The following is a 12,547-nucleotide window of genomic DNA, read 5'->3' on the forward strand; positions in this document are numbered from 1 at the left end:
TTCAACGATCCGAGGAGTCGACCCATCGGGGTACGAGCTCCCGCAACAATCACAGTGGTCGTGTCGGTCATGCCAGTTCAACTTTCAGTTCGGTGCCGGTTGCGGCGACTACGTCTTCGACGCTGACATCGGGGGCGAGTTCACGCAGGACGAGTGGGCCTTCGTCGCTCACGTCGATGACGGCGAGGTTGGTGATGATCCGATTCACCACGCCCTGGCCGGTCAGGGGCAGGGTGCACGCGTCGACGATCTTGGGGTTGCCGTCGCGGTCGTTGTGCTCCATGACGACGATGACGCGTCGAGCGCCGTGGACCAGGTCCATTGCGCCGCCCATGCCCTTGACCATCTTGCCTGGCACCATCCAGTTGGCGAGGTCACCCGTCTTCGACACCTGCATACCGCCGAGGACTGCGGTGTCGATGTGGCCGCCGCGGATCATCCCGAACGAGAGGGCTGAATCAAAATATGCCGCACCGGGATTGACGGTGACCGTCTCCTTGCCGGCGTTGATGAGGTCAGGATCGACGTTGTCCTCGGTGGGATACGGTCCCGTGCCGAGAATTCCGTTCTCCGAGTGCAGGACCACACGAACGTCCGAGCCCAGGTATCCGGGAATCAGTGTGGGAAGACCGATTCCGAGGTTGACGTACTCGCCGTCGATCATCTCTGCGGCCGCCCGCGCTGCCATCTGCTGGCGCGTCCAACCCGTCACTGTCACTGGTGCGGTCATCGTGTGGTTCCTTCCGAGGCGCTGACGGTTCGCTTTTCGATTCGCTTGTTCTGAGGTCCGGTGTGGACAACGCGCTGGACGAAGACCCCAGGCAGATGCACTGACGCCGGGTCGATTTCACCGGGTTCGACGAGGCGTTCCACCTGCGCGATGGTGATGCGACCGGCCATTGCGGCGAGGGGGTTGAAGTTCATCGCGGTCTTGTCGAACACGAGGTTGCCGTCGGTGTCTCCGAGAACGGCGTGCACGAGTGCGTAGTCGGCGTTGATCGCCTCTTCCATCACGTAACGCTTGGTGCCGAAGACGCGAGTCTCCTTCGGGGGAGAGGCGATTGCGATCGAGCCGTCGGCGTCGTAGCGCCATGGCATTCCGCCGTCGGAGATGGGGCTACCCACTCCGGCCGGTGTGAAGAATGCCGGGATTCCGGTTCCGCCGGCGCGCAGACGCTCAGCGAGCGTTCCCTGCGGCGTCAGTTCCACTTCGAGTTCGCCGGCCAGGTACTGCCGGGCGAACTCCTTGTTCTCACCGACGTACGACGCCGTCACTCGTCGGATACGGCCGGCGCTCAGCAAGATTCCGAGACCGTGATCGTCGACGCCGCAGTTGTTGGAGAACACCTCGAGGTCGGTTGCACTCGTAGCTGCGATCGCGTCGATCAACACGTCGGGGATGCCGCACAAGCCGAATCCGCCGACGGCCAGCGTTGCGCCGTCGACGATGTCGGCGACCGCCTCCGCTGCGGACTCGTACACCTTTGCTGTCATGTTCTCTCCCTGCCAGGCGTTCATTGAGTAGACACTCACTCACTTCGATATCCAGTGAACTATCTCCAGTTCACAGGTTCAAGCAATCTCGAACATCCACAGTGAACTGATCGACTACTGACCATCTGAAGGAAATTCGTTCACTGAATGGACGCTAGGATGAAGGCATGCCAACTCACGAGCAATCGCCGGCCATGGTCGCGCGGGTGGCGGCACTTCTACGAGCCCTCGGCGCGTCCGAACCAACGGGCGCTTCCACCACGGAGTTGGGCAAGCTCACCGGCCTCGCTCGGCCCACCGCGCACCGACTGCTCACGTCCTTGGCTGCCGAAGGGCTGGTCGACCGTGACGCACGAACCGGTCGGTGGTCTCTCGGCCCGGAGTTGTACCTCCTGGGGGCGGCGGCCGGAAATCGGTACGACATCACCGACCGCGCTCGCGACGTCGTCGACGAACTTGCCCGGGTCACGGGGGAGAGCGCCTTCCTGTCGGCACGTCGAGGTGACGAGACTGTCTGCATCCTGAGTCAGGAAGGCAGTTTTCCGCTGCGATCTCACGTGCTGCACGAGGGGAAGCGTTTCCCGTTGGGAGTCGCGTCGGCCGGCCTTGCCATCTTGAGCCACCTACCGGCGCGGGACGTCGACGACTATTTCGCCCGGGTGAATCTGGATTCGGAATGGGGTGAGATCCACAGTGAGACATCGATTCGAGAGCGAATCGAGTCGACGCGGGTCACCGGCTACGCCGTCAATCCAGCCCTCATCGTCGAGGGAAGCTGGGGGATGGGTGCCGCGGTGTTCGACCGCAACGGTCGCCCGGCCTGGGCGTTGAGCCTGACCGGAGTGGAAACTCGCTTCCGGCCCGCGCGTCATGCCGAGTTGGGAACGCTGCTCCTCGAGCACGCTCACACACTGTCGAACCGATTGAAAACGCATGCAGTGAACTAACTTTCGGGAACCAGGTCTTGTGCAGTAGTAGTTTTTGCCTTCGTGCGCACGTGTGCCTTCTCGCCTTGCGGGCCGAAAAGATGCAAGATTTCCACCACCTGTTCATCGGCAGGCCCGAACCAGTGGGGCTCGGCAGTGTCGAACTCCGCGACTTCCCCGGGGTGTAGGAGAACCTCGTTCGCCCCCAGGATGAGACGCAGATCCCCGGCGAGGACGTAGAGCCATTCGTAGCCGGCGTGGGTGACGAGCTTCGGTGGACGCGGCCCGATCACCTGCTTGAAGACCTGCACGCGGCCGGGATATCGCGTCAACGGAACGACGGCACTGCCGTTCTTGCGTCGGCTCGGGGTGAGATGGACCCGAGGATCGCCCGTAGCGGGGGCGCCGACGAGTTGGTCCAGCGCGACCCGGTGCGCTCGGGCAAGCGGCAACAGCAGATCGAGGGTGGGACGACGCTTACCCGATTCGAGGCGTGAGAGTGCGCTGACAGAGATGCCGGTGGCTTCGGACAGGCCCTCGAGGGTCAATCCGCGATCGCGTCGGAGCGTGCGCAGTCTCGGTCCGATATCGGTGATCAACTGCTCGAATTCAGCATCCATGCCGTCCATCTTTGCAGTTTCCGCAAAGTTTCTACCGGCTTCGGACGCTGGAGAGCAACGATCCTTTCGACAGTCGAGTACGGCAGAGCACTTCGAGAGATGGAGTCCGACCATGAAACCTTCGAGCGGGATCGAACCGCAAGTGATCGGACTTGATGCACGGCGGCGATGGGGCATCCTGGCGATCTGCTGCACGAGCCTGTTCGTCGTCGGGTTGGACACGACCATCGTCAACGTAGCCCTGCCGACGATCGGTGAGGGATTTCGCGTCGGAACCCGTGGTCTGGAATGGGTCGTCAACGCGTACACACTCGTCCTGGCCAGCTTGCTGATCTCGTCCGGAGCGGTGGCCGATCGATTCGGCAGGAGACGAGTCTTTCAGATCGGGCTTGTCGTTTTCGGGGTGGCGTCGATTGCCTGCGCACTCGCTCCGTCCGTGGAGGTGCTGATCGCGGCGCGGATCGTCCAAGGCGTCGGTGGGTCGATGCTCAGTCCGGTTGCCTTGGCGATCGTGGTCAACGTGATGACCGACCCGAAGGAGCGGGCCAAGGCGATCGGGGTGTGGGCCGCGGTCTTCGGCCTGAGTATGGCGGCAGGGCCGATCGTCGGCGGTGTGCTCATCGAAAGTTTCGGCTGGCGATCGGTTTTCTGGATCAACGTGCCGGTGATCTTGGCCGTGCTCGTCTTGACTGCTGTGTTTGTACCGGAGTCCCGAGCGCAGCAGTCGCGACGTCTCGACCTTCCCGGTCAGTTGCTACTGGTGATTCTTGTCGGCGGGGCGGTCGCCCTTCTGATCGAGGGTCCGCGAATCGGATGGTTCTCTGCCGCGGCGACGGCAGGGTATGTCGTTGTTGCTGCAGCGTTGGCCGCATTCATCCGCGTCGAATCACGCAAGCGCGAGCCACTGATGGATCTCGCACTCTTCCGCCGCAGACCGTTCTCGTCGGCTGTGATCGGCGCTGTCGTGGTGTTCGTGGCGTTGAACGCGACGCTACTGCTCGGCACGTTCTACTTGCAGCACTCCCGCGGTATGAGTCCGGCCCTGGCCGGCGCGATCACCCTCCCGATGGCCGTTGCGGCAACGGTCTGCGCGCCGTTGTCCGGAATACTCGTCGGACGCTTCGGCCCGCGGCGGCCGCTGCTGATCGCCGGTAGTTTCACGACGCTCGGTGGACTGTGCCTGGTCTCGCTCGACAACAACACGGCGATTCCGATGCTGTTGGCCGCTTACCTGTTCCTCGGTATCGGATTCGGGTTCTCGAATGCCCCCATCACCAACACCGCCGTCAACGGGCTGCCGAGATCGCAGGCGGGGCTTGCCGGTGGAATAACCTCCAGTGCACGCCAATTCGGTGCCGCTCTCGGTGTGGCGCTGGCCGGCGGCATTATCGGCGGCAGTGCACCGGTAGACGTCGCACAGGCATCGAGGCTGGGATGGATCCTGGTTGCCGGATGTGGGATCGCAGTCCTGTTAATTGCACTCGCATCTCGGAATTCCGAGGAACTCCCCGGCTGATCACCTCGCGTGTTCGTGCGAGCTTCACCCTGCGCGGGTGATTCCAAGCGCGCGCCCAACCGATACAGATGATGGGGTATCAGATCGTCGTATCCGAGCGGGGAGTGCCATGTGCCAGACACCTAAGGACGCAACACCGGCCACAGTCACGGCGAATCGCGAGGCAGTCGCGCGGTATGCCATGGATGACCGGCAGGATTTTGCCGACGCGGATCGAGGGTTGATCGCTCCGTTGCCGGGCAACGTTCTCGGCGACGACGGGCATGTGGTCTTCGACCCGGACGCTTTGGCGTACATCGGTGACGACGTCCCCGCACCCGACACCGTCAACCCCAGCCTGTGGCGCCAGAGTCAGGTCATACGCCGAGGTGGGCTTTACCAGGTGACGGATCGCCTCTACCAGGTGCGGAACAACGACATCGCGAACCTGACGGTCGTAGAAGGCGACGAGGGACTGATCGTCATCGACTGTATGGCCGGAGTCGAATCGGCACGTCAGGGCATGAAGATGATTCGTGAGCACGTCAGCGACAAGCCGGTTGCGGCGATCATCTACACACACACCCATATCGACCACTACGGCGGAGTCAAAGGAATCGTCGACGTCGAGGACGTTGCGTCGGGAAAGGTGCCGATCATCGCACCCGGCACGATCGCATCGTTCGACAAGTTCGCGATCGGTGAGAACGTTGTGGCCGGCAATGCCATGGCCCGGCGTTCTTTCTATGCCTTCGGTGGATTGCTCGACCTCGGCCCGAAAGGGGCAGTCTCCTGCGGAATCGGCGTGCTCAGCACCAAAGGCCCTCAGATCTCGTATATTTCGCCGACCGACAGCATCACGGAGACCGGAACGAAGCGTGAGATCGCCGGTCTGGAATTCGAGTTCCTGTATGCGCCGGATACCGAGGCTCCGGAGGAAATGCACATCTGGATCCCCGAACTCGCCGCGCTGACCTGTGCGGAGAACGCCAATCATTCGCTCCACAACATCCAGACCTTAAGAGGTGCGCGCACTCGCGACGCTCGGAACTTCGCTCGGTATCTGGACGAGACTCTCGAGCGGTGGGGAGACGAAGCGGCTGTTCACTACGGACCGCACACGTGGCCGGTGTGGGGTAACGAGAACCTGGTGCCGTTCATCGAATCGCAAAGGGACACTTACAAGTACATTCACGACCAGGCACTCCGTCTCGCGAACAAGGGGTACACACCGCTCGAAGCTGCCGAGGTGATCGAACTGCCGGACGAACTCGGGCGCAAGTGGTACAACCGCGGATATCACGGAACTCTGCACCACGACGTTCGCGCCGTGTACACCAAGGAACTGGGAATGTGGGACGGCGATCCGGTGTCGCTTCATCCTCATCCGCCGGTCGAATCGGCGAAGAGGTTCGTCGATCTCCTTGGCGCGCAGAAGATCCTGGACGAGGGTAAGCGGGCATTCGACGCCGCGGACTACCGATGGGCGGCAGAGATCCTGCACAAGTTGGTGTTCGCGCAACCGGAGAACGCCGAAGCGAGGAACCTGCAAGCCGACGTCTACGAGCAGATGGGCTATCAAGCCGAAGGGCCGCAGTGGCGTGGGATCTATCTCTCGGCCGCGTTGGAACTACGCGAGGGCGCCCAGCCTGCCCCGTACGTCACGGCAAGTCAGGACAGTGTCCTCGCGATGCCCATCGACATCCTCTTCGACTTCGTTGCAATACATCTCATCGGCGACAAGGCCACCGATGCGGAACTGCGGATCGATTTCGTGTTCACCGATCGCGGCGACGAGGCATGGACTGCGTGGGTCAAGCGCGGCGTCCTCAATGCACGTAAGGGCGCGTCACCGAACACACAACTGACGGTCTCGGGCCCGAAAGCGGCACTCGTGGGAGCGCTTCTGCAACCGGGCGCGGCCGCCGAACTGGCCAAGGCCGGGAAGATTTCGCTCGACGGAGACGAATCAGCGCTCGAGACGCTGGGAGGGTTGCTCGATACCTTCGATCCCAGTTTCAATATCGTCACGCCGTAACGAAGGGATAGTTTTCGATGTGTACACGCTTGGTCTACTTGGGGCCCAACGACACTGTGATCACTGCTCGATCGATGGATTGGAAGGTCGATCTCGGAACAAACCTCTGGGCTTTCCCGCGCGGCATGACCAGAGGGGGCTGCGCAGGTCCGAACTCGATACAGTGGACGTCGAAATACGGAAGTGTTGTCGCGACGGCCTACGACATGTGCACGACCGACGGGGTCAACGAGGCTGGGCTGTCTGCCAATCTCTTGTGGTTGGTCGAGTCCGAGTACCCGACGTATGACGGTTCGACCCCGGGATTGTCGATCGCGGCGTGGGCGCAATACGTCCTGGATCGCTTTGCGACAGTTCAGGAAGCGGTCGAAGTGCTCGCGTCGGAACCGTTCACGGTAGTGACCGCTGCCGTTCCCGGCGAAGACCGCCTCGCAACGCTGCACATGTCGCTCTCGGACGCTGGGGGAGACAGCGCGATCATCGAGTACGTCGGTGGACGCCCGACGATTCATCACAGCCGTGAGTACCAGGTGATGACCAATTCGCCGATCTTCGATCAGCAACTCGCCGTCAACGAGTACTGGAAGCAGATCAACGGGACCGTCATGCTGCCCGGAACAAACCGTGCCGCTGACAGATTCGCTCGGGCGTCGTTCTATGTCGATGCGATACCGCAGACGGACGATCCGCGGGCGGCGTTGGCGTCCACCTTCAGTGTAATTCGGAATGTGTCGGTGCCCCTGGGAATTTCGACTCCCGATGAGCCCAACATCTCATCGACCCGTTGGCGCACCGTCGTCGATCACAAACGCACGCTCTATTTCTTCGAGTCGGCGATGACGCCCAATACCTTCTGGGTGGACGTGGCGTCGATGGATCTCGCGGAAGGGACACCCGTCCGAAAGCTCGGACTCGGACCGAACGAGAGCACCGTCTATTCCGGTGACTCCACTGACCAGTTCGAACGGGCGGAGGCATTCACGTTCGCGGGAGCATAAGGCTTCCGGGCGTAGCAAAAATCCAATCGTGAAACTTCTTGACATTTCTACTCCGTTCAGATGAAACTTTGTTGCATATTCGGGTTTCGTCAACGGAGGACGGCATGGGCATCACAGTGCAGACACGGAACGATGGTGCGCAGCTCAAACGGCGCAGGGCGCTCGTCGCCGGCTCCGTCGGAAATTTCATCGAGTGGTACGAGTTCGGTGTGTACGGGTTCTTCGCGACGATCATCGCGTCGAACTTCTTCAGCGCCGACGGCTCCGGCGACCTCGAAAGCCTGATCAAGACCTACGCGTCGTTTGCGTTGGCCTTCTTCTTCCGCCCAGTGGGGGCCGCGCTGTTCGGTCGACTCGGTGACCGCATCGGCCGACGCCCCACCTTGGTGATCGTTCTTCTGCTTATGTCGGGTGCGACGACCCTGATCGGTGTGCTCCCCACCTACGAGAGCGTCGGAATTCTGGCACCGCTGCTCTTGACGGTCCTTCGAATTCTGCAGGGATTGTCGGCCGGTGGTGAGTTCGGCGGTGCAGTGTCGGTGATGACCGAGTTTGCTCCGCCCGGACGACGTGGGCTGTACGGCTCGTGGCAGTCGTTCACCGTCGCGCTCGGACTGCTCGCCGGTGCGGGGATCGCAGCACTCCTCGCTACTGTCCTCGACTCGGGACAGCTCAGTGACTGGGGCTGGCGCATTCCGTTCCTCCTTGCACTTCCGATGGGTCTGGTTGCTCTGTGGCTCAGGCTCCGCCTCGAAGAAACGCCGTCGTTCGAGCGTGCTCGATCAGTCCAGTCCGAACCGACAGCTGATGCGCCGGCGCCTGTAGTGCAGCCGACTGTCGGAGAGACAGCCAGGGCGATTCTGCTCGGAATCGGGCGGTTGATGGGGTGGTCTGCTGCCGGTTACACGTTCCTCGTCGTGATGCCGACTTATCTTCAAAGTTCGCTCAACGCGACTTTCCATCAGGCACTTGTTGCTTCCGTGCTCGCCAATGCGGGCTTCGCGGTGACCATTCCGATCGCGGGTGGACTCAGCGATCGCATCGGACGACGCGCGGTCATGCTCACCGGCACCGTGATAATTCTGGTCTTGGCTCTGCCGCTGCTCAACGTCCTGCAGAATGAGCAGACGTCTTTGACAGCCAAGGGATTTGCAGTGTTTGCCGCCGGCGCCGCAGTGGGACTTGTTGCCGGACCCGGACCCGCCATGCTCTCCGAGATGTTCCCCACCTCGGTCCGGTACACCGGATTGGGACTCGCATACTCCCTGTCCAACGCGGTCTTTTCGGGCTGCGCCGGTTTGATCATCACGTGGTTGATCAAGGAAACGTCCAATCTCGATATTCCGGCCTACTTCGTGATGGCAACGTGCGCCGTCAGTGCGATCGCCTTGAGTACCTTGCGAGGAAATGCCCACAAGCGGGCACTCGTCGACTGACCGCAGCTTTTCCGAATGCCGAAACGATGCGAGTAAGGGATATTTCATGATAGTCATCGGTCTGATGTCCGGTACTTCGTACGACGCTATCGATGCTGCCGCAGCAGACATCCGGATCGACGGGGACACTCTTGTGCTGACCCCACTGGGGATGGTCAGCGAACCGTATTCCGGTGAGTTGCGGGCAGCGGTGGCTGCTGCGGTACCGCCGGCGTCCACCACTGTCGGTCAGATCTGCCAACTCGACACCGAGATCGGACAGGCATTCGCGGCCGTGGCTGCGCGGGCGAACGCGGAACTGTGCGGTGGCAGTGCGGAATTGATCTCCTCACATGGTCAGACGATGTTCCACTGGGTCGAAGGAGCGCAAGTAAAGGGCACTCTCCAGCTCGGGCAGCCGGCCTGGATAGCCGAGAAGACCGGATGCACGGTCGTGTCGGACCTGCGCTCTCGCGACGTGGCGACGGGTGGTCAGGGCGCTCCACTTGTCAGCGCATTCGACGTATTGTGGCTCAACGGAAGAACTTCGGGTTCCGTCGCGCTCAATCTCGGTGGCATCGCGAACGTCACTGCTCCGGGTGGCGCCCCGACATCGACGGCAGAAGGTGCCGCAGTGCCGATTGCCTTCGACACCGGCCCCGCAAATGCGCTGATCGACGCTGCGGTAGGCGAATTCACTGCCGGGGAGCTGTGGTTCGATCTCGGTGGGGCTCTGGGCGCAGCGGGCACACCGAACGTCGATCTGCTGGCACAACTACTGAGCGAACCGTATTACGCGCGGCCCGCTCCCAAGAGCACGGGCAAGGAACTGTTCCATCGGGACTATCTGCTCGCCGCTCTGCAGGGCTACGAGTCGTTGCCTCTGGCCGACATCGTCGCGACTCTGACTGCACTGACCGCCCGGACCGTCGCCGATTCCGTCAAAGCACTCGCGGCTATCGAAGTAGTGGTGTCAGGCGGTGGCACCAAGAATCCGACGTTGATGGCGATGCTCCGTGACGAACTGGGCGACATAGCGCTTGTCTCTTCGGACGAACTCGGCGTCACCTCCGATATCAAGGAAGCATTGGCTTTCGCGGTTCTCGGCTATCTCACCGCGCACGGATTGCCCGGCAGCATCGCTTCGTGCACCGGTGCGCGTCACGCCAGTGTGCTCGGATCTCTGACGCCAGGAAGCCGTGGGCTGCCTAGAATCACATCGGTGCCGTCAGCTCCGAGAACGATGCGAATCGAGGCGTTATGACTTTGGACCGGAGTGCTCCGGCGTCCGTCGACCTGCTTGCTCGTATTCGTGCATCACTGAGCAGCCTCTCGCCTGCCGAGCTGCGGATCGCCGAAATCATCGAAGCCGACCCCAGTCTGGCCTCCACCCTGACGGTCAACGACCTCGCCGAACGAGCGTCGACAAGCACGGCGACAGTGGTCCGCACAGCCAAACGACTCGGTTTCGAGGGTTATCCACAGCTTCGTCTCGCGCTGGCGGCGATCAGCGGGTCCGGTACAGAGAACACGATCCCGCTCGGTGTGGACATCGTTGCTGCCGACTCGGCCGGTGAGGTGATGGCCAAGCTCGCCGAGTTCGAATCCGAACAGCTCAAGGGCACGGCGCAATTGACAGATCCTGCTGCGCTCGAAGAAGTTGTGTCCCGGATTCGATCCGCCCGCCGCGTCGAGGTCTACGGCATCGGCGCCTCTGGCATCGTCGCGCAAGACCTCACGTTGAAGCTCTCTCGCATCGACGTCAACTGCCGGGTTCATCTCGACCGAGACGCGGCCATGGTCAGCGCCAGCTTGCTCGGACCGGACGACATCGCAGTGGGGATCTCACATTCAGGTGAGACTTCGGATGTCGTGGAACCACTTGCCCTTGCCCGTCGAACCGGGGCGTCGACGGCTGCGATCACCGGAGGGGCACGATCGACGCTCGCCGTGCAGTCACATCACGTTCTGCTCACTGCCGGTAGAGAATTCGGTTTCCGATCGGCTGCGATGGCAAGCCGCACCGGTCAGCTGTTGGTAGTCGACACAATTTTTGCGATGGTGGCGCACTCGCTGCCCAGCGCACTCTCTGCTCTGCAACGAAGCCATGATGCCATTGCTTCGAAGCGGCACTGACGAGGAGTCGTCGCTGTGAGTACTGACGAGGAGTCGTCGCTGTGAGTACTGACGAGGAGTCGTCGTAATGAATATCGATCGAGGAGGACTCGCCACAATGCAATTGGAAATGCTCTCCACCGAGAGACCCAACCCTCTGACCCGCGATCTCGATGTCATGTCGGTGTCGGGTCTGCTGACGGTGATGAATCAACAGGACGCAATCGTGGCCGACGCGGTGGCAGCGGTACTACCCGCCATCGAAGCCGCAGTCGACTTGATCGTCGCGGCCCGAGCACAAGGTGGTCGACTGATCTACCTGGGAGCGGGGACAAGTGGGCGTCTGGGAGTTCTCGACGCGGTGGAATGCCCTCCGACGTTCGGGACCGATCCGGGCGAGGTGATCGGCATCATCGCCGGTGGCCCAGGAGCGTTTCTGAACGCCGTCGAGGGGGCAGAGGACGATCCGCGAGCGGCTGGGGTCGATCTCGACGCAATCTCGTTGAACGCCAACGACGTCGTGGTGGGTCTGGCTGCCAGCGGTCGTACCCCCTACGTCATCGGGGGACTCGATCACGCCCGCGAACTCGGCGCTGCAACAGTGGCAGTCTCGTGCAACCGGAACGCGGCAATGAGTTCTCACGCCGGCGTGGCCATCGAAGTGGAGACCGGGCCCGAAATCCTCACCGGATCGACGAGGCTCAAGGCCGGAACTGCGCAGAAGATGGTGTGCAACATGCTCTCCACGGCCAGTATGGTTCGCTCCGGGAAGGCATTCCACAATCTGATGGTCGATCTTCGGCCGACCAATGCCAAGCTTGTCGATCGTGCGAACCGGATCGTCGCGGCAGCCACCGGAGTCGATACCGAGATCGCTGCGGAGACCATCGACAATGCCGATGGTCATGTGAAGGCAGCGGTCGTCATGTTGTTGGCCGAATGCGACTTCGCCGAAGCAACCGAACTGTTGGACTGCGCTTCGGGTTCGGTACGTGAGGCCATCGTCGGAGCCGGCAAGAGCAGTGAGGATGTCTGAATGGAAATCGTCATAGTTCCCAGTCCGGAGGACGGCGGGCGAATCGCTGCAGATATCGTTTGTGGCGCAATCGAAAACGGAGCGCGGACGCTCGGCCTCGCGACCGGATCGTCACCGCTGCACACGTATCGAGAGCTGATCAAGAGGCATCGAGAATCGGGAGTGTCGTTCGCGGCGATGAGCGCGTATCTTCTCGACGAGTATGTAGGTCTCACGTCCGATCAGCCGCAGTCCTACGCGCACACCATCCGCACGGAACTCGTGGATCACCTCGACATCGACAATGCGCGAGTGTTCAGCCCCGACGGCGGGGCCGCGGATCCCAGTGACGCTGCCCGGCGTTACGACGCTGCCATCGCCGAAAACGGTCCCATCGACGTGCAGATCCTCGGCATCGGCCTGAACGGACA

12 protein-coding genes are annotated in these 12,547 nt (G+C 61.9%); 9 read left to right on the forward strand and 3 right to left on the reverse strand.

The genetic code is table 11. The annotated features are described in order from the left end of the window. Positions 1 to 67: 67 nt before the first annotated feature. Positions 68 to 730, reverse strand: coding sequence for a 3-oxoacid CoA-transferase subunit B (locus RWT78_RS22930; protein WP_020906493.1), 663 nt, complete (start codon positions 728 to 730; stop codon positions 68 to 70). Then, complete coding sequence (locus RWT78_RS22935; protein WP_007726398.1) at positions 727 to 1,494, reverse strand: CoA transferase subunit A; 768 nt, start codon at positions 1,492 to 1,494, stop codon at positions 727 to 729. Before RWT78_RS22935 ends, RWT78_RS22930 begins: the two co-directional genes overlap by 4 nt. Before the next feature lie 167 nt (positions 1,495 to 1,661). Here RWT78_RS22935 and RWT78_RS22940 point away from each other — a divergent pair, with 167 nt between their 5' ends. Continuing rightward, complete coding sequence (locus RWT78_RS22940; RefSeq protein WP_003941461.1) at positions 1,662 to 2,441, forward strand: IclR family transcriptional regulator; 780 nt, start codon at positions 1,662 to 1,664, stop codon at positions 2,439 to 2,441. Here the strand turns inward: RWT78_RS22940 and RWT78_RS22945 are convergent. Next, positions 2,438 to 3,040: a helix-turn-helix domain-containing protein gene (locus RWT78_RS22945; protein WP_064075792.1), complete on the reverse strand. Its 603-nt coding sequence runs from the start codon at positions 3,038 to 3,040 to the stop codon at positions 2,438 to 2,440. The genes RWT78_RS22940 and RWT78_RS22945 overlap by 4 nt on opposite strands. A gap of 112 nt (positions 3,041 to 3,152) precedes the next feature. Between RWT78_RS22945 and RWT78_RS22950 the strand changes: the two genes are divergently transcribed. The 8 genes from RWT78_RS22950 to RWT78_RS22985 all read left to right on the forward strand — a co-directional run. Next, positions 3,153 to 4,556 (forward strand): MFS transporter, encoded by a 1,404-nt coding sequence (locus tag RWT78_RS22950; RefSeq protein WP_003941462.1) that lies wholly within the window; start codon positions 3,153 to 3,155, stop codon positions 4,554 to 4,556. Between the two features lie 109 nt (positions 4,557 to 4,665). Then, the gene (locus tag RWT78_RS22955; protein ID WP_037129586.1) at positions 4,666 to 6,573 is read left to right on the forward strand and encodes an alkyl/aryl-sulfatase; all 1,908 of its coding nucleotides are present in this window, start codon (positions 4,666 to 4,668) and stop codon (positions 6,571 to 6,573) included. A 17-nt stretch (positions 6,574 to 6,590) separates the two neighbouring features. Beyond that, a complete protein-coding gene (locus RWT78_RS22960) occupies positions 6,591 to 7,571 on the forward strand; it encodes a linear amide C-N hydrolase (protein ID WP_081557465.1) in 981 nt (326 codons plus the stop codon). Between the two features lie 104 nt (positions 7,572 to 7,675). Continuing rightward, positions 7,676 to 9,007 (forward strand): MFS transporter, encoded by a 1,332-nt coding sequence (locus RWT78_RS22965; protein WP_314681084.1) that lies wholly within the window; start codon positions 7,676 to 7,678, stop codon positions 9,005 to 9,007. Positions 9,008 to 9,053: 46 nt separating this feature from the next. Next, complete coding sequence (locus tag RWT78_RS22970) at positions 9,054 to 10,250, forward strand: anhydro-N-acetylmuramic acid kinase (protein WP_314681087.1); 1,197 nt, start codon at positions 9,054 to 9,056, stop codon at positions 10,248 to 10,250. After that, entirely contained in the window at positions 10,247 to 11,122 is an 876-nt protein-coding gene (locus RWT78_RS22975; protein WP_003941452.1) for a MurR/RpiR family transcriptional regulator, read from the forward strand. Before RWT78_RS22970 ends, RWT78_RS22975 begins: the two co-directional genes overlap by 4 nt. 97 nt (positions 11,123 to 11,219) lie before the next feature. Then, positions 11,220 to 12,137 (forward strand): N-acetylmuramic acid 6-phosphate etherase, encoded by a 918-nt coding sequence (murQ, locus tag RWT78_RS22980; protein WP_314681096.1) that lies wholly within the window; start codon positions 11,220 to 11,222, stop codon positions 12,135 to 12,137. Beyond that, positions 12,138 to 12,547 (forward strand): 6-phosphogluconolactonase (locus RWT78_RS22985; RefSeq protein WP_314681093.1); only part of this gene is annotated, 410 nt, incomplete at its 3' end.

Source organism: uncultured Rhodococcus sp. (assembly GCF_963525155.1).
GTDB classification, from domain to species: Bacteria; Actinomycetota; Actinomycetes; order Mycobacteriales; family Mycobacteriaceae; genus Rhodococcus_F; species Rhodococcus_F qingshengii.

Bases quoted from the DNA above. Each gene is read 5' to 3' on its own strand.
- RWT78_RS22930 (WP_020906493.1), bottom strand. From the start codon at position 730: ATGACCGCACCAGTGACAGTGACGGGTTGGACGCGCCAGCAGATGGCA.
- RWT78_RS22935 (WP_007726398.1), bottom strand. From the start codon at position 1,494: ATGACAGCAAAGGTGTACGAGTCCGCAGCGGAGGCGGTCGCCGACATC.
- RWT78_RS22940 (WP_003941461.1), top strand. From the start codon at position 1,662: ATGCCAACTCACGAGCAATCGCCGGCCATGGTCGCGCGGGTGGCGGCA.
- RWT78_RS22945 (WP_064075792.1), bottom strand. From the start codon at position 3,040: ATGGATGCTGAATTCGAGCAGTTGATCACCGATATCGGACCGAGACTG.
- RWT78_RS22950 (WP_003941462.1), top strand. From the start codon at position 3,153: ATGAAACCTTCGAGCGGGATCGAACCGCAAGTGATCGGACTTGATGCA.
- RWT78_RS22955 (WP_037129586.1), top strand. From the start codon at position 4,666: ATGTGCCAGACACCTAAGGACGCAACACCGGCCACAGTCACGGCGAAT.
- RWT78_RS22960 (WP_081557465.1), top strand. From the start codon at position 6,591: ATGTGTACACGCTTGGTCTACTTGGGGCCCAACGACACTGTGATCACT.
- RWT78_RS22965 (WP_314681084.1), top strand. From the start codon at position 7,676: ATGGGCATCACAGTGCAGACACGGAACGATGGTGCGCAGCTCAAACGG.
- RWT78_RS22970 (WP_314681087.1), top strand. From the start codon at position 9,054: ATGATAGTCATCGGTCTGATGTCCGGTACTTCGTACGACGCTATCGAT.
- RWT78_RS22975 (WP_003941452.1), top strand. From the start codon at position 10,247: ATGACTTTGGACCGGAGTGCTCCGGCGTCCGTCGACCTGCTTGCTCGT.
- murQ (WP_314681096.1), top strand. From the start codon at position 11,220: ATGCAATTGGAAATGCTCTCCACCGAGAGACCCAACCCTCTGACCCGC.